This is a genomic window from Vibrio sp. CB1-5, from assembly GCF_059412285.1.
In genome coordinates this window covers 35,474-51,746 of sequence record NZ_JBJHPB010000034.1, presented here as the reverse complement: position 1 = coordinate 51,746, position 16,273 = coordinate 35,474, and the positions used below count along the sequence as shown (strand labels likewise).

Genomic DNA, 16,273 nt, shown 5'->3' with positions numbered 1-16,273 from the left:
AGTGCCGGCAGATTTACAGTCTGCTCCCTTTGGCCACTCGGGAACCCCCCCAGGGTTTTATACTTGTTTGATGTTTTCCCAACACATCCCTCAAGTTCGGAGCGCATCATAACAAACTCCGTATGGCTGTAAACCCTTTTTTGCTGATTTTGAACTGAATGGTGCCTTTTTGGGCAGAGAGGGCCAAAAAGCGTGTTTTTAGTCATTATTATTTAAACAGCAGGGAGTTATAGTGGTTCTACGCGACGAGTAAGAAGGAGAGATTAAACTCAAATGTAAATGAACTGCTCTGGAGAGATTTACACTTCTTGACGTTACACGGCGTATAACTCGTTAAAATAACCTAAGTTTTTACACGATAAGACACATACAATGAAAAATAAAACCATAACGGGCTTGCTCGCACTGTCTATTCTATGTGCCTCTCCAGCAAGTTTTGCCAAAAGGAGTTTTGGCGCCAAGGCAGTGTCGGTGGTGACCGAACCTGTTGCTATCCACCAAGTCTCGCAATCGCTTTCTCTCGTCGGCAAACTTGAAGCTGACGAATCTGTCATTATTGCGTCTGAGGTGAATGGCATTGTTGATAGCATTCAAGTGACGGCTAATCAAACCGTAGAAAAAGGTCAACTACTGGTTCAGCTTAATGATGACAAGGCGCTCGCTGCTGTCGCAGAAGCGAAAGCTTATGTACGTGACCAAAAACGTATTCTTGCTGAGTTTGAACGCTTAGTGGATCGCAACGCGATCACAAAAACCGAGATCGATGCCCAAAAAGCGGTGGTTGAGATTGGTAACGCGCGTTTAGATGCCGCTAACGCGAACTTAAACGACCTCTATATAGAAGCCCCATTTGCTGGCACCGTTGGTCTGATTGATTTCAGCCGAGGTAAACTGGTGAATGTGGGTACTGAGCTACTCACTCTCGATGATCTGTCTGTGATGCAGCTAGATCTTCAGGTTCCTGAAAGCTACTTGCCAATGCTAGAGAAAGGCATGGCGGTCACAGCGCGAACTTCCGCGTGGGGAACTCGCGTATTTACCGGTAAAGTGATCGCTATTGATACTCGCGTTAATCAAGAAACGCTCAACCTTCGCGTTCGTATCCACTTCGACAACGAGGAAGCACGTCTTAAGCCGGGTATGCTAGCTCAAGCGCGCATGGAATTCCCCCCTATTGAAGCGCCAATCATTCCAGTTCAAGCGTTGGAGTATTCCGGTACTAAGCGTTATGTCTACGTGGTTGATGACAATAACAAAGCACACCGCACAGAAGTATTTCTTGGTGCACGTGTCGGCAATCAGGTGGTCATCGAAGAGGGGTTAGAAATTGGCAAACGTATCGTTGTTCAAGGTATTGTGAACATGCGTGATGGCGTGTCCGTTTCGGAAGTCGATGCAAGCGGCCGACCTGTCGGTGGCAAAGGCGGCAAACCTGAGGGTGCGACTAAGCCTAAAGAGAAGGAAGCCAACTAATGTTGTTATCCGATGTTTCTGTAAAACGTCCGGTAGCCGCGATCGTACTTAGCTTACTGCTTTGTGTATTTGGTCTGGTTTCTTTTAGCAAACTGGCTGTGCGCGAAATGCCGGACATCGAAAACCCTGTGGTGTCGATCTCTACTCGCTACGACGGTGCATCCGCGACCATTATTGAAAGCCAAATAACGTCGGTGATTGAAGACCAATTATCGGGTATTAGTGGCATTGATGAGATTGAATCGACCACGCGCAACGGCAGTTCTCGTATTACTGTAACCTTTGAACTTGGTTATGACTTGAACTCTGGCGTAAGTGATGTTCGTGACGCGGTGGCAAGGGCGCAGCGCGCGCTGCCTGATGAAGCGGACGATCCACTGGTATTCAAAAATAACGGCAGCGGACAAGCCTCTCTCTATATTAACCTTAGCTCCTCAGAGATGGACCGAACTCAGCTTACCGACTACGTAAATCGTGTGTTGGTTGACCGCTTTAGTTTGATTTCCGGTGTGAGTTCGGTGGATATTTCTGGTGGTTTGTATCAGGTCATGTACGTCAAGCTTAAGCCTGCTTATATGGCAGGACGCGGTGTGACTGCATCAGACATTACGGCGGCTTTGCGAAGTGAAAACCTCGAAAGTCCGGGCGGTGAAGTGCGAAATGATGCGACGGTGATGTCGGTGCGTACTGCGCGTGCTTACAACACGCCGGTAGATTTTGAGTACTTAGTTGTTAAACGTGCTAGCGACAACACGCCCATTTACCTTAAAGATGTGGCTGACGTTTACGTTGGCGCAGAGAACGAAAACTCGACGTTTAAAAGTGACGGTGTCGTAAATGTGAGTATGGGTATCGTACCGCAATCAGATGCTAACCCACTTGAAGTGGCTGACCTCGTCCACAAAGAAGTGGAACGTATGCAGCAGTTCCTTCCTGATGGAACGAGACTTGCGATTGACTACGACTCCACGGTGTTTATCGACCGTTCGATTTCAGAGGTGTACAACACCCTGTTTATCACTGGTGGTCTGGTTATCTTAGTGCTGTACATCTTTATCGGACAGGCGAGAGCGACGCTCATTCCTGCGGTGACGGTACCTGTATCTCTGATTTCATCGTTTATCGCGGCGTACTTCTTTGGCTTTTCCATCAACCTCATTACGCTAATGGCACTGATCTTATCGATTGGTCTAGTGGTGGATGATGCCATCGTTGTGGTTGAGAATATCTTCCATCATATTGAGCGCGGTGAATCTCCATTACTCGCGGCCTATAAAGGTGCTCGTGAAGTAGGATTCGCGGTAGTGGCGACAACACTGGTCTTGGTAATGGTGTTCCTGCCTATCTCCTTTATGGACGGTATGATTGGTTTGCTGTTTACCGAGTTCTCGGTGTTGCTGGCGATGTCGGTGATATTCTCCTCGCTAATCGCACTCACGCTGACCCCAGTTCTTGGCAGCACCATCTTGCGTGCTAACGTTAAGCCGAACCGATTTACTCAGTCCATTGACCGTGGATTTAAGAAGCTTGAGGGTGGCTACAAGTCATTGCTTGCGAAAGCGCTAAAATGGCGCTGGCTAGCGCCAGTCGTGATTATGGCGTGTGTCGGAGGCAGCTTCCAGTTGATGCAACAAGTGCCTGCACAGCTGACACCTTCAGAAGATCGTGGTGTGATCTTTGCCTTTGTTCGTGGTGCGGATGCGACCAGTTACAACCGTATGGCGGCGAACATGGACGTGGTGGAAGAGCGATTGATGCCACTGCTTGGTCAAGGCTTCTTAAAATCCTTTAGCATCCAGTCGCCAGCGTTTGGTGGTCAGGCGGGCGACCAAACCGGCTTTGTCATCATGATCCTCGAAGATTGGAATGATCGAAATGTCACAGCTCAGGAAGCGCTAGGTGAGGCGAGAAAAGCACTTGCTGGCATTGCCGATGTTCGCGTGTTCCCGTTCATGCCAGGCTTTAGAGGGGGCTCGAGCGAGCCAGTACAATTTGTTATTGGTGGTTCCGATTATTCAGAGTTGCAAACATGGGCAGATAAGCTAGAACAAGCGGCAGAGCAGTCACCTTATATGGAAGGCGCCAATACTAACTACTCAGAAAAAACGCCTGAGCTGGTGGTAAGCATCGACCGTGAACGTGCTGCAGAGCTTGGGATCAGCGTTTCAGATATTTCAGATACGCTGGAAATCATGCTTGGCGGTAAAACTGAGACCACGTATGTCGATCGCGGTGAAGAGTATGACGTTTACTTGCGCGGTGATGAAAACAGCTTTAATAACGCCAATGACTTGAGTCAAATTTACATGCGTACTAAGTCTGGCGAGCTGGTTACTCTTGATACGGTAACCAAGATCGAAGAAGTAGCGTCATCAATTCGTTTGTCTCACTATAACAAGCAAAAAGCCATTACGATTACCGCTAACTTGTCCGATGGTTACACCTTGGGCGAAGCACTCGACTTTATGGACAGTCAGGCTATTGAGATGCTGCCAGGTGATATTTCGGTGAGCTACGCGGGTGAGTCGAAAGACTTCAAAGAGAACCAATCGAGTATCCTAGTGGTGTTTGGCTTAGCGCTTTTGGTGGCTTATTTGGTGTTGGCAGCGCAGTTCGAGAGCTTTGTGAATCCACTGGTGGTGATGTTTACTGTGCCTATGGGTGTGTTTGGCGGCTTCCTAGGGTTAGTCATCATGCAACAAGGTCTGAACATCTACAGTCAAATCGGCATGATTATGCTTATCGGTATGGTGACCAAAAACGGCATCTTGATTGTAGAGTTTGCGAACCAGCTTCGTGACAAAGGCATCGAGTTTGAAAAAGCCATTATTGATGCTTCTGCAAGACGTCTACGCCCAATCATGATGACAGCATTTACTACGCTAGCAGGTGCCATCCCACTCATCCTTTCAACAGGGGCGGGCTATGAGAGCCGAGTAGCCGTAGGTACGGTAATCTTCTTCGGTATGGCGTTTGCGACCTTGGTTACTTTGTTCGTTATTCCAGCGATGTACCGCTTGATATCGGCGCGTACTCAATCGCCAGGTCACGTTGAGGCTGAGCTAAATAAAGCCCTTAGCCACGATGTGAAAGCGCGAGCCAGTCATGGTGAGTTAAACGACGTATAGGTCATAAATGCCCAGTTTCGACTGGGCATTTTTTTGTTTGTTGGTTAGGATGGAGGAAGAAAAACCAACAATAAAAGGAAAGTAGAGTGGCTGATTTCAAATATAAAGATCTACCTCAAGAGCAACAAGATAAGCTCGATGCTGCGGTATTTCGTCGCCTTCTAGAGCACCTAGACAGCAATAAAGATGTGCAAAACATCGACCTTATGATTTTGGCAGGCTTTTGCCGCAACTGTTTTAGCAAATGGTATAAAGCTGAAGCAGAAACTGCAGGATTGGATTTAGACATTGATGACGCTCGCGAGCGCGTCTACGGCATGACTTACGATGAGTGGAAAACCAATCATCAACCTAAGGCGACACCAGAACAGTTAGCCGCGTTTGAAGCAAGACAAGCAAAGAAATAGTCTTGGATTCATGAAGATCGAAAAAAGGCTTGGTCAATGACCAAGCCTTTTTTCGATCTCGCGTATGGTGTTAGTCAGAAGTTAACTACAGTACCATTGCCGCAATCCAACCAAATACGATAAGTGGGATGTTGTAGTGGATAAAGGTAGGTACTACGGTTTCCCAAATGTGTTCGTGTTGGCCATCTGCATTTAGGCCAGATGTTGGACCTAAGGTTGAGTCAGAGGCTGGAGAACCGGCATCACCAAGTGCAGCCGCTGTACCAACAAGGGCAACCGTTGCCATAGGCGAGAAGCCAAATGCAAGTGCTAGAGGAACGTAAATGGTTGCGATGATTGGAATCGTTGAGAACGAAGAGCCGATACCCATAGTAACCAGAAGACCCACAATAAGCATAAGAAGTGCTGCAAGTGGCTTGTTGTCACCAATGCTTGTTGATAGTGCTTCAACCAACGTTTCAACGCCGCCAGTTTGCTTCATCACTGCTGCAAAGCCCGCCGCTGAAATCATGATAAAGCCGATCATTGCCATCATGTGAACACCTTTAGTGAACACATCTTGCGTCTCTTTCCAAGCGATCACGCCGCCAAAAGTGAACACCATGAAGCCAGCGAGTGCACCAATGATCATAGAGCCAGAGGTTAGCTGAACAGCAAGAGCCGTCACAATGCCCGCTAGAGCAATAACGATGTTCTTTTTATTGATGTGTGAAGGCTCTTCATCAATTTGTGTTAGCTCGGTTTCTGCGTATTCGCGAGGCTTACGGTAGCTAACTAACACAGCCACTAGAAGACCGGTGATCATGCCAGCAGCTGGCAACAACATCGCCATTGGTACTTGTGACGCTGTTATTGACTCAAGGCCATTGTCGTGCAGGTTTTTAAGCAGAATGTTGTTTAGGAAGATGCCACCAAAACCGACAGGCAATACCATGTAAGGCGTCACTAGACCAAAGGTCAGCACACACGCTACTAGACGACGATCCAGCTTAAGTTTTGCAAATACGCCTAACAAAGGTGGGATCAAAATTGGGATAAAGGCGATATGAACTGGAATAATGTTCTGAGACGACATAGTCACTAGGATAAGCGCGGCAAGAACTGCATATTTAAGACCCGTCGTGCCTGCTGAACTCTCTTTGCCATGGATGCGTTTAATAACGCTCTGTGCAAGTAGATCAGTAATACCAGATTTCGAAATTGCGACAGCAAAGGTACCTAGCATCGCATAGCTAAGTGCGATAGTGGCACCACCGCCGAGGCCGCCTTCAAAGGCACTAACAGCGTCAGTCAAAGACATACCAGATACGACACCACCAACAATGGCACTGAATGTTAACGCAACGACAACGTTAACGCGCATCAGTGCGAGCAGCAGCATGATGCAAACGGAAATAACGACAGGATTCATAATAATCTCTAAAAATGTGTGTTTGTTTATTCTTGGTTGTCGTCAACAATCGGCCAGCCACCAAGAGCCTTCCATTTGTTGACGATTCGGCAAAACAGCTCAGCCGTCTTTTGAGTGTCGTAAAGAGCCGAGTGGGCTTCCTTGTTATCGAACTCCATTCCTGCGACTTTACAAGCTTTTGCCAATACCGTTTGACCAAAGGCGAGACCGCTCAAAGTGGCAGTATCAAAGGTAGCAAACGGATGGAACGGAACGCGCTTAAGTTTGGCACGTTCATTCGCCGCACTCACAAAACTGTGATCGAAGTTCGCATTGTGCGCCACCATGATGGCGCGACTGCAATCGTGTTGCTTTTGCTCTTTTCGAATCACTTTGTAGATTTCTTTTAACGCCTCTTGCTCCGATACCGCACCACGAAGTGGGCTGAATGGGTCGCGAATACCGTTAAATTCCAGCGCTTCCTTTTCTAAGTTTGCGCCTTCGAACGGTTCAATGTGATAGTGCATCACAGTGGCAGGCTCAAGGTTACCTTCTTCGTCCATCTTTAAAGTGATGGCACAAATTTCCAGTAACGCATCAGTGCTAGCATTAAAACCTGCTGTTTCCACGTCGACAACAACGGGAAAGTAACCACGGAATCGCTTTTTTAGGGTAAGTGCTTCGTTTTCTACAGACATGTTTGAGTTTTCAAGTGTGACGAAGCGGGCATTATTGCAGATTATGTCAGCATAAAAAACTAAACCGGGCATTTAATTTGCCTTCTATACGGCTATTGATAGTAAGCATTCATAGCTTTGGCTCAACAGCCAAGGCTGGTCTAAGAAATTGGTTGAGCAAGGGCGGTATGAAAAGTAATCAGAATCCTTCTTGTCTGAGACGCGCCTTCAGGAAACTAGCGCTTTGTTTTTCACTAGCGCTATGTTGGCGGGGAAATTGCAATGACCTATACGGAGATCCATCTAAATGTTTTAGCGGCAAGGACATGCCGCTAATGCAAAAGTTATCGAGTTGTCTATCTGTATGAAATTAAAAGCTTTACTTACCACATTGTTCCTACCTACGCTGGCAATCCCAATGGCGGATGCGGCAATAGAAAAGCGCTATGTGGCAACACCCACCCAGTCGCAGTGGGAAATGGTAAGTAACACACCGCTTGAGTGCCGCCTTGTACATCCGATCCCAAATTTTGGCGATGCGGAGTTTGTCGCTCGTGCCAGTAAAAAGAAGAACCTCGATTTTGAACTTAAGATGCGCCGTTCTATGGGGGAAACGCGCAACGTAAGTTTAGTGTCGATGCCACCACCATGGCGTCCAGGTGACAGTGCTGACCGCATCACCAACTTGCAGTTCTTTAAACAGTTTAATGGTTACGTCGGTGGCCAGGCCGCTTGGGGTATTTTGAGTGAGCTAGAAAAAGGTCGTTATCCAACGTTCAGTTATCAGGACTGGCAAAGCCGGGACGAGCGTATCGAAGTGTCGTTATCTTCGGTATTGTTTCAAGCCAAATACAATGTGTTTAGCGATTGTGCTGCTAACCTACTGCCATACAGCTTTGAAGATATTTCTTTCACTATCTTGCACTACGACCGCAATAGTGAGCAGCTCAATAAGACCTCGCAACACCGCTTACAGCAGATTGCTGAGTACGTGCGCTACAACCAAGATATCGACTTGGTCTTAGTGTCCACCTTTACTGACTCTTCGGAGTCTAAGAGTGAAAGTCAGCAGCTATCGGAAAAACGCGCAACAATTTTGCAAGACTATTTCCATTCTTTAGGGCTGCCGAAAGACCGCATTCAGGTGCAGGGTTATGGTAAGCGTCGTCCGATTGCGAGCAATGCATCGCCAGTGGGTAAAGCGAAGAACCAAAGGGTGGTGATTTCGTTTGGGCGGACTGAGGTTTAGGTTCTATTTAACGTAGAAGGTTTGGAAACCAGTGGTCGTGGGGCTACTGGTTTTTTGTGGTCACGCGCTGTCTTAAACCATCTTTCCTCACCAAAGCATAATGAGTCCTGAGAACATAGTGTTGCAACTTTACGACCTATTTTTCACTTCCAAAGCTTCTACATGCAAATGTGAACAAAAACGCAGTCAGTCGGGAGGGGAAGTATGAGATTTGTGTGTCTTTTAGGACGTTCCCCCCTTTCAGGTTTTCAAGCTTTAGCGCTTCCTATCTCTTATATTTCAACTGTATTGATTAATCGAGTTTATATCTTCCTGACCAATAGCTGCCATCGATATTTGAAGTTGTGAAGACATAAGTTGTAGTTGCCCCCCTTGCGCTCTCATTACCTTAACCTTATCTGCGGTATCTTTTGCCTCGGCCAATACTTTTTGAATATGCGCCATAGACTCTGCGCAAAGTGACTGTGAGTGATCAGACTCAATACTGACTTTTTGGTTCAGTGCCATTAAGCCTCCATAGCTAGCCGAAATATCGATAAAGTATTTATCGGAAAGTTTGTTAATCGTGGCAATGTTATCAACGGTAGATTGAATTTTTTCCATCGCTTCAACCAAACTATCCGCCGTTCCTATCAGGTCATTTGTCATCGCTTCAATATCGCTAACGGCACTTTGTGTGTGCTGTGATAGTTGGCGAACTTCACCTGCCACTACGGCAAAACCACGACCATGTTCTCCGGCTCTAGCGGATTCAATCGCTGCATTCAACGCGAGTAAGTTCGTCTGTTCAGAAATTCCTGTTATCACACTCAGCACCGTTTTCACATTATTGGAAACACTAACTAAGTCCAGACTGGAAGCGTTTGCTAAATCAATATCTTGCTTAAGTCCACTAAAATACGTATTGAGCTGTTTGTTACTTTCCGTGATTTGGTCAAAGTAGCTCATCACTTCTTCGCCTACTTTCAATGTTTTCAGAGCTTCTGAAGCGGTTTGACTAATTGATACTTGGACATTTTCGATATCGGTCGATGTCATCGATAGTTGTTTTGACTGATGTTCAATATTTCTTTCGATTTCAATAGATGTTTGTTCTGTTTCAACCGAGCATTTTTTGAGTGACCCCGACGATTGTTCGACGCGAGTTAATAAGCGCTCCAATTTTTCCATGGTGCCGTCAATGGCCGACCCGATGCGCCCGAACTCATCACTTCCTGAAAAGCCAACTCTAGAATGCAGAGCTCCTTCCTTAATGGATTGCATCGTTGTCACAATGTGGTGCAACAAAGGTATGGTGTTCTTATAAGCACCTAAACTGAAAAAAATAATGACCGCTATGCTCGTAACAAAAAACATCAATATCAACTCAACGGACAGACTAAACCCTAAACTATTAAGTGCGCCATGCTGCATCAATAAAGCCATAGTAAACAATAGATTACTAACAACACCACATATTCCGGGGAGCCACATTTTTGCTGGCATGCTAATGTGCATGAATATTCTATCCAATACACTGATTTTTACTTGAGACATGATCACCTTCCTAGTGCAAATTCGAGGTTAGCGTTTAACTCTAACCGTTCCTTGTCTATCGATTATATGCAAGAAGCTTTCCATTTTCTGACTTTATGGTCAAGATTAGAGTGGAAATTCAGAAGTAAGTTGAAAAACACATACAAGTTAATGGTCTCGGGACTGGATATTGAAGCTCATGGCAAGTAGTCGTGAAATGACATCGGTTCTTTTTTTGGTTCTGGTGCCTGTGGCTTCATGGGGGCAGAGGGCTGGTGGATGTGTGGAAACTTGATGGCTGTAGTGTTTTGGTTGAAGCGATAAAAAGCCAGTGGTTAATGTCCACTGGCTTTCTTATTTTAGTTTAGTTAAATCAGCACTTAACCTTCAAGGCCAGCACTTGCTTGCTTGTTCTGAATCAACTCAATCATGTAGCCGTCAGGGTCTTTGACGAAGGCGATCTGAGTGGTGCCGCCTTTTACAGGACCCGGTTCGCGAGTGACATTGCCGCCAGCCGCTTTAATCGCATCGCATGTGGTGTAGATATCATCTACACCGATAGCGATGTGACCATACGCGCTACCTAGGTCGTACTCTGTGACGCCCCAGTTGTAAGTTAGTTCAATCACTGCACCTTCAGACTCGTCACCAAAACCTAGGAAGGCTAGGGTGTACTTGTATTCGGTGTTTTCATTTTTGCGCAGCAAGTTCATACCAATGACGTCGGTGTAGAACGAGATAGATTTATCTAGGTCACCTACACGTAGCATGGTGTGAAGGATACGGCCGTTAGACATAACATTGCTCCTTAATATTAATTGTCTGGATAGACTTTTTCTTTGTATTCGCAGAGATCTTCGATGATACAGCTGCCGCAGCGCGGTTTACGGGCGATGCAGGTGTAGCGTCCGTGGAGGATCAGCCAGTGGTGCACATCAAGTTTAAATTCTTTTGGTACGACTTTAAGTAGTTTCTCTTCCACATCGTCAACGGTTTTACCCATCGCGAATTTAGTGCGGTTTGAGACGCGGTAGATGTGGGTGTCTACGGCGATGGTCGGCCAGCCAAAGGCGGTGTTGAGTACCACGTTGGCGGTTTTACGTCCCACACCAGGTAGGGCTTCCAACGCTTCGCGGTTTTCTGGTACTTCGTTGCCGTGTTTTTCGATAAGGATCTTACAGGTCTTAATGACGTTCTCGGCTTTGGAATTAAACAGACCAATCGTCTTGATGTACTCTTTGACACCATCGACGCCAAGTGCCAGCATGGCTTCTGGTGTATTCGCGACGGGATAGAGCTTATCAGTGGCTTTGTTAACACTAACGTCGGTTGCCTGTGCAGAGAGTAGAACCGCGATCAGCAGTTCGAATGGTGAGCTCCAGTTAAGCTCGGTCTCTGGTTTGGGGTTGTTTTCGCGAAGCCGCTCTAGAATCTCTTTTCTTTTGGTGTTGTTCATTTGCTGACTAATTCTTCCGCTGATTGCTTGTACTCAGTGTCTGAGTATCCAGTGTGTTTTTATTATAAAAATGCCCGAAAATCTCGGGCATGAAAAGCTTTAGTTGGTAACTCGAGCGCGTTCAATCTCAGGTTTTTCTTGTTTTGGTTGGCGCTGCTCGATTTGCTTATCGATGACGTTCTTAAGAGCAATCAAGAATCCGACGCCGATAAACGCGCCTGGTGGTAATAAGGCCAACAAAAACTGACTATCAAATTGGAATACTTCAATGCGAAGTGCGGATGCCCAGTCTCCTAGTAGCAGGTCGGCGCCGTCAAACAGGGTGCCGTTGCCAATTAACTCGCGCATCGCGCCAAGCACAACAAGTGCTGACGTCATGCCCATCCCCATCCAAAGACCATCGAGAGCCGCGGGACCAACCGCGTTTTTAGAGGCAAAGGCTTCTGCACGGCCGATGATGATACAGTTGGTTACGATAAGCGGGATAAAAATACCCAATGACAAGTAAAGGCCATACGCGTAGGCGTTCATCAGTAGCTGAACACAGGTTACTAGCGCTGCAATGATCATCACGAACACCGGGATGCGCACTTCTTTTGGCACGTAATCACGAACCAAAGAGACAGTGACGTTGGAGCCAACCAGCACTAATAGCGTCGCAAGTCCCAAGCCTAGGGCGTTGGTTACGGTGGATGAAACCGCAAGCAGAGGACACAGACCAAGCAGCTGTACTAAAGCTGGGTTGTTGTCCCACATGCCATTTTTAAAGAGTTCTTTTGAGGTTGTCATTACTCACCTCCACAGTTACGTGGCTGGTTTAAAATGGAATCGCGATTGTTGTTCACGTATTCCACGGTATTTTTGACCGCTTTCACCACCGCTCTTGGCGTGATGGTTGCGCCAGTGAACGAGTCGAACTGGCCGCCGTCTTTACGGACTGCCCACTCACTCATGTTGTCTTCGGTCACTTGTTTGCCAGAAAAACCTAAGATCCAATCGGTGATTCGAAGGTCGACTTTATCGCCCAGTCCAGGTGTCTCTTGGTGTGCTAATACTCGCGTGCCTAAGATAGTACCGTCGATATCCACACCAATGATGAGTTTGATTGCACCGCTGTAACCGTCCGGTGCTATGGTTTCAATAGCCAGTGCTTTTGGCTCATTGTTGATGGTCGCAATGTAAGCAGGCTGCGCTGCTGTTGTACCAAGCGCTGGGTCGCTGACCAAGGTGCAAGCAGCGTATAGTTCATTGTCATGCAGTTCATGAGGGATGACCTCATTCAGCGTTGCTTGCAGCTGTGCGCGTTCTTGGCGCAATATCTGATCCTTAGTCAGATACTGGGTGACGGCAACGACCCCTGTTGATGCACACGCAAAGATAGCCAGTGTTAAGCCGTTTTTTCTAATTGCATTCAACATGATATCAGTGCCCGTAAGTTCTTGGTTTAGTGTAGTAATCGATAAGCGGTACGCACATATTGGCGAGCAGTACGCCAAAGGCGACGCCATCTGGGAAACCGCCCCAAGTACGGATGATGAAAATCATCAAGCCAATGAAGGCACCAAAAATCAAACGACCTTTTACTGTCGTCGATGCCGAAACGGGATCAGTTGCAATAAAGAATGCACCAAGCATAGTCGCACCCGACAACAGGTGCAGCAGGGGTGAGCCTGTCTCGCCAGGCCAAATCATTGCAAAGAAGCTACTAACCATCGTTAGAGACACTAACATCGCAACAGGTATGTGCCATTGGATAATGCGAAGTTTAAGCAGTACCAAACCGCCTAGCAGATAGGCTAAGTTTACCCACTCCCAACCGATGCCAGCGAGGCTGCCAAAGATTGGTTGGTTCAGGACTTCACCCATGGTGTTGCCATTGCTGATGCCTGTTTTGAATGCATCAAGCGGCGTTGCCATTGTGATGCCATCAATGCCGGTGCGGATCTGTTGTAGCGAGTAGCCATCCATATCAAAGCCGCCAAAAATCAGCGTGAAAGCGTCGGCAAATCCAACGGGCTCGTTTGAGATAGAAATTGGCGTGATCCAACTTGTCATCTCTACAGGGAACGAGATAAGCAGCACAACGTAGGCTACCATCGCTGGGTTGAATGGGTTTTGGCCAAGACCACCATAAAGGTGTTTCGCGATGACGATAGCGAATAGTAGACCAATGACTACTACCCACCATGGAGACAATGGTGGGATGGCAATAGCAAGCAGCCAAGCGGTAACCAAAGCACTGTAATCACGAAGTGCTAGGGCAGGAGAGCGCTTACGAAGCAGCACAACTGCGGCTTCAAGTCCTAGCCCGACTACAAGCGCCAACGCAAGTTGAATAATCGTGCCCCAACCAAAGAAGTAAGTCTGAGCGACAAGACCCGGCAGTGCACACAGTGCCACACCCTTCATTAGATCTGGCGTACGTTTGCGGCTATGAGCATGTGGAGAGCTAGCAATAAAGAACGACACTAGTTGTTCTCCTTATTCTGTTCTTGTTGGCGTTTTCTTGCTTTTGCGCGAGCAATCGCGGCAGCGACGGCGGCCTTTTTCGGATCGTCTGATTCTGAAGTTGCCGTCTCAGTCACCACTTCTTTAGGTTGTTCAGCTTGAGCGGCTTGTTTACGAGCTTTAGCTCGCGCGATAGCGGCTGCCACTGCTACTTTCTTCGGATCATCTGCTTCAGACGCTGGCGTTTCGCTTTTCGCTTCTTCTGGCTCAACCTGAGCGGCTTGTTTACGAGCTTTAGCGCGAGCGATAGCCGCAGCGACTGCTGCTTTCTTCGGATCGTCTGTCTCAGACGCTGGCGTTTCGCTTTTTGCTTCTTCTGGCTCAACCTGAGCGGCTTGTTTACGAGCTTTAGCACGAGCGATAGCGGCAGCAATAGCTGCTTTTTTAGGATCCTCAGAAGAGGGTGCTTCGCTTTCTTTTTCCATGGATTCTTTTTCCACGGATTCTGTTTCAGTTGATGCTGATTGAGTGCTTTGCTTACGGGCTTTCGCGCGAGCGATTGCAGCCGCGACAGCTTCCTTCTTAGCATCACTTTCTGGTGCAGTTTCGCTTTGTGTTGCTTGCTTACGTGCTTTCGCACGAGCAATCGCAGCGGCTACTGCATCTTTTTTCGCTTCTTGGCTGTCTGAATCAGAAGGTGTTTCTTGTTGTTGCTGTGCGGCTTTCTTGGCTTTCGCACGAGCTAAGGCTGCAGCAATCGCAGCTTTCTTCGGATCGATATCTGCGCTGCTTTCAGCCGTCGCGTCTTCTGGTGCTGACGCTTTCTCAGCTTTGCGCTCTCTGGCTTGACGCTTGCGCTCTTCGCGCAGTTTAGCCATTTCTGAATTGTCGGGCTCTGCTTGACCTTGTTTAGCGGCTTCCGCCTGCTTAGCTTTAGCGCGGGCAATAGCAGCAGCGACCGCTGGTTTCACCTCACTAGTGGTTTCAGTTTTGGCTTTCTGCGCTTTGACGCGCTCAATAGCGGCAGCGATAGCGTCGTCCCCGCCAGACTTACTCATCTGCTTGCGGCGATCATCAGCGGCTTTCTTGAATCGATTCTCACGTTCCGCTTTGTCACGCTCCATGCGTGCTTTTTTCTCTTCAAAACGGACTTTAGCGCGTTCAGCTGCATCGGCATCTTGCTTACGAGTGCGGATTTCGGCTTTGGCCTGACGATAGTATTGAACAAGCGGGATTTCGCTTGGACAAACAAACGCACATGCACCGCATTCGATACAGTCTTTAAGGTTTAGCTCTTCACACTTGTCGTATTCTTGTGATTTTGCGTACCACTGCAACTGCTGTGGAAGTAAAGATGCAGGGCAGGCTTCTGCACACTGACTACAACGAATACAAGCGATTTCGTGAGAACGTGGATCAATCTCGCGGAACGTCGGTGCTAAGATACAGTTCGCCGTTTTAGTGATTGGGACATTGGCGTGCGGCAGCGTAAAGCCCATCATGGGACCGCCCATAATAAGACGCTGTGATTTCTTATCTGCTTTATAACCAAACTCATCTAGAAGCGCTTGCACTGGCGTACCGACACGAGTCCAAACGTTACGTGGCTGGTTAAAGCTTTTACCTGTTAGGGTAACGACACGCTCAATAAGTGGCTCACCTTGGCAAACGGCGCGCTTAATCGCAAACGCAGAACCGATGTTTTGTACCATGAGGCCAATATCGGCAGGAATGCCACCAACTGGCACTTCAAGGTTGGTTAAGATCTTGATGAGCTGCTTTTCACCGCCTGATGGATATTTAGTTGGGATCACGCGGATAACAATGTCTTCGTTCGCAGCGGCTTTCTCTAGTACTTTAATCGCATTAGGCTTGTTATCTTCGATACCGATAATGGTTAGCTTTGGCTTAAGCATGTGCTTGAGAATCTTGATACCTTCAATCACTTCATCGGCGCAATCTTGCATTAAGCGATCGTCAGCCGTGATGTAAGGCTCACACTCAGCAGCGTTAAGGATCAAGATTTCGGTACGCTGGAGACCAGATTGGATTTTCTTCGCGGTTGGGAAGCCCGCACCGCCCATACCGGAGATACCAGCAAGTCGAATGGTCTCGATGAGCGTCTCTGGCTCAAGTGTACGGTAGTCTTCAACCGGAGCAAGCTCTGACCAAGTGTCTTCCCCATCCGCTTCAATCACAATACATAAATCGCTCAAACCTGATGGGTGAGCAATAGTGCGAGGTTCAATCGCTTTGATAGTACCAGACGTTGGCGCATGGACAGGTAACATAAAGGCTGCGTTGACTTGGCTCAGTGGTTGACCTTTAAGTACTTTATCGCCAACGTTAACCAATAGATCGCCTGGCTTACCAATGTGCTGTTTTAGAGGAATGACGAGTTCGCTCGGTACGGAAGCACGCACAATCTCATTGCGATTAGATTGCGTCTTGTTTTCTTGCGGGTGCACGCCGCCAGGGAAGTCCCAAAGGGAACCTGATTTAATTTGTTCGATGAGTGATAACATAATGC

General features: G+C 47.5%; 13 protein-coding genes. 4 read left to right on the top strand and 9 right to left on the bottom strand.

Annotated features, from left to right (window positions below):
* The first annotated feature begins 372 nt into the window (after positions 1-372).
* From ACJB0T_RS19335 to ACJB0T_RS19325, 3 genes are all read left to right on the top strand, one after another.
* Positions 373-1,473, top strand: coding sequence for an efflux RND transporter periplasmic adaptor subunit (locus ACJB0T_RS19335; RefSeq protein WP_479290819.1), 1,101 nt, complete (start codon positions 373-375; stop codon positions 1,471-1,473).
* Entirely contained in the window at positions 1,473-4,601 is a 3,129-nt protein-coding gene (vexH, locus tag ACJB0T_RS19330) for a vibriobactin export RND transporter permease subunit VexH (protein WP_479290818.1), read from the top strand. Before ACJB0T_RS19335 ends, vexH begins: the two co-directional genes overlap by 1 nt.
* A gap of 86 nt (positions 4,602-4,687) precedes the next feature.
* Positions 4,688-5,008: a DUF1244 domain-containing protein gene (locus ACJB0T_RS19325; protein WP_042502329.1), complete on the top strand. Its 321-nt coding sequence runs from the start codon at positions 4,688-4,690 to the stop codon at positions 5,006-5,008.
* Between the two features lie 85 nt (positions 5,009-5,093).
* On the opposite strand, the gene ACJB0T_RS19320 is transcribed toward ACJB0T_RS19325, so the two are convergent.
* Entirely contained in the window at positions 5,094-6,419 is a 1,326-nt protein-coding gene (locus ACJB0T_RS19320; RefSeq protein ID WP_479290817.1) for a Na+/H+ antiporter family protein, read from the bottom strand.
* Positions 6,420-6,445: 26 nt separating this feature from the next.
* A complete protein-coding gene (gene rnt / locus ACJB0T_RS19315) occupies positions 6,446-7,096 on the bottom strand; it encodes a ribonuclease T (protein ID WP_353496684.1) in 651 nt (216 codons plus the stop codon).
* A 397-nt stretch (positions 7,097-7,493) separates the two neighbouring features.
* On the opposite strand from rnt, the gene motY reads away from it, so the two are divergent.
* Positions 7,494-8,324, top strand: a complete 831-nt coding sequence (motY, locus tag ACJB0T_RS19310; protein WP_479292292.1) for a flagellar protein MotY — start codon at positions 7,494-7,496, stop codon at positions 8,322-8,324.
* A gap of 279 nt (positions 8,325-8,603) precedes the next feature.
* Here the strand turns inward: motY and ACJB0T_RS19305 are convergent, their stop codons facing one another.
* From ACJB0T_RS19305 to rsxC, 7 genes are all read right to left on the bottom strand, one after another.
* The gene (locus ACJB0T_RS19305; protein WP_479290816.1) at positions 8,604-9,860 is read right to left on the bottom strand and encodes a methyl-accepting chemotaxis protein; all 1,257 of its coding nucleotides are present in this window, start codon (positions 9,858-9,860) and stop codon (positions 8,604-8,606) included.
* A gap of 359 nt (positions 9,861-10,219) precedes the next feature.
* On the bottom strand, positions 10,220-10,636 hold the full coding sequence (gloA, locus tag ACJB0T_RS19300; RefSeq protein ID WP_042502321.1) for a lactoylglutathione lyase: 417 nt from the start codon (positions 10,634-10,636) through the stop codon (positions 10,220-10,222).
* A 17-nt stretch (positions 10,637-10,653) separates the two neighbouring features.
* Entirely contained in the window at positions 10,654-11,295 is a 642-nt protein-coding gene (gene nth, locus ACJB0T_RS19295; RefSeq protein ID WP_479290815.1) for an endonuclease III, read from the bottom strand.
* A gap of 99 nt (positions 11,296-11,394) precedes the next feature.
* Positions 11,395-12,084, bottom strand: coding sequence for an electron transport complex subunit E (locus ACJB0T_RS19290; protein WP_479290814.1), 690 nt, complete (start codon positions 12,082-12,084; stop codon positions 11,395-11,397).
* Positions 12,084-12,713 carry an electron transport complex subunit RsxG gene (rsxG, locus tag ACJB0T_RS19285; protein WP_479290813.1) on the bottom strand — a complete coding sequence of 210 codons (630 nt, stop codon included), beginning with the start codon at positions 12,711-12,713 and terminating at the stop codon, positions 12,084-12,086. Before rsxG ends, ACJB0T_RS19290 begins: the two co-directional genes overlap by 1 nt.
* A gap of 4 nt (positions 12,714-12,717) precedes the next feature.
* Positions 12,718-13,764, bottom strand: coding sequence for an electron transport complex subunit RsxD (gene rsxD / locus ACJB0T_RS19280; protein ID WP_479290812.1), 1,047 nt, complete (start codon positions 13,762-13,764; stop codon positions 12,718-12,720).
* Positions 13,764-16,268, bottom strand: coding sequence for an electron transport complex subunit RsxC (gene rsxC, locus ACJB0T_RS19275; RefSeq protein ID WP_479290811.1), 2,505 nt, complete (start codon positions 16,266-16,268; stop codon positions 13,764-13,766). Before rsxC ends, rsxD begins: the two co-directional genes overlap by 1 nt.
* Positions 16,269-16,273: the final 5 nt, after the last annotated feature.

What these genes read in the sequence shown, in the direction of transcription:
- ACJB0T_RS19335 (WP_479290819.1), top strand. Translation starts at nt 373, where the DNA reads ATGAAAAATAAAACCATAACGGGCTTGCTCGCACTGTCTATTCTATGT.
- vexH (WP_479290818.1), top strand. Translation starts at nt 1,473, where the DNA reads ATGTTGTTATCCGATGTTTCTGTAAAACGTCCGGTAGCCGCGATCGTA.
- ACJB0T_RS19320 (WP_479290817.1), bottom strand. Translation starts at nt 6,419, where the DNA reads ATGAATCCTGTCGTTATTTCCGTTTGCATCATGCTGCTGCTCGCACTG.
- rnt (WP_353496684.1), bottom strand. Translation starts at nt 7,096, where the DNA reads ATGTCTGTAGAAAACGAAGCACTTACCCTAAAAAAGCGATTCCGTGGT.
- motY (WP_479292292.1), top strand. Translation starts at nt 7,494, where the DNA reads ATGGCGGATGCGGCAATAGAAAAGCGCTATGTGGCAACACCCACCCAG.
- ACJB0T_RS19305 (WP_479290816.1), bottom strand. Translation starts at nt 9,860, where the DNA reads ATGTCTCAAGTAAAAATCAGTGTATTGGATAGAATATTCATGCACATT.
- gloA (WP_042502321.1), bottom strand. Translation starts at nt 10,636, where the DNA reads ATGTCTAACGGCCGTATCCTTCACACCATGCTACGTGTAGGTGACCTA.
- nth (WP_479290815.1), bottom strand. Translation starts at nt 11,295, where the DNA reads ATGAACAACACCAAAAGAAAAGAGATTCTAGAGCGGCTTCGCGAAAAC.
- ACJB0T_RS19290 (WP_479290814.1), bottom strand. Translation starts at nt 12,084, where the DNA reads ATGACAACCTCAAAAGAACTCTTTAAAAATGGCATGTGGGACAACAAC.
- rsxG (WP_479290813.1), bottom strand. Translation starts at nt 12,713, where the DNA reads ATGTTGAATGCAATTAGAAAAAACGGCTTAACACTGGCTATCTTTGCG.
- rsxC (WP_479290811.1), bottom strand. Translation starts at nt 16,268, where the DNA reads ATGTTATCACTCATCGAACAAATTAAATCAGGTTCCCTTTGGGACTTC.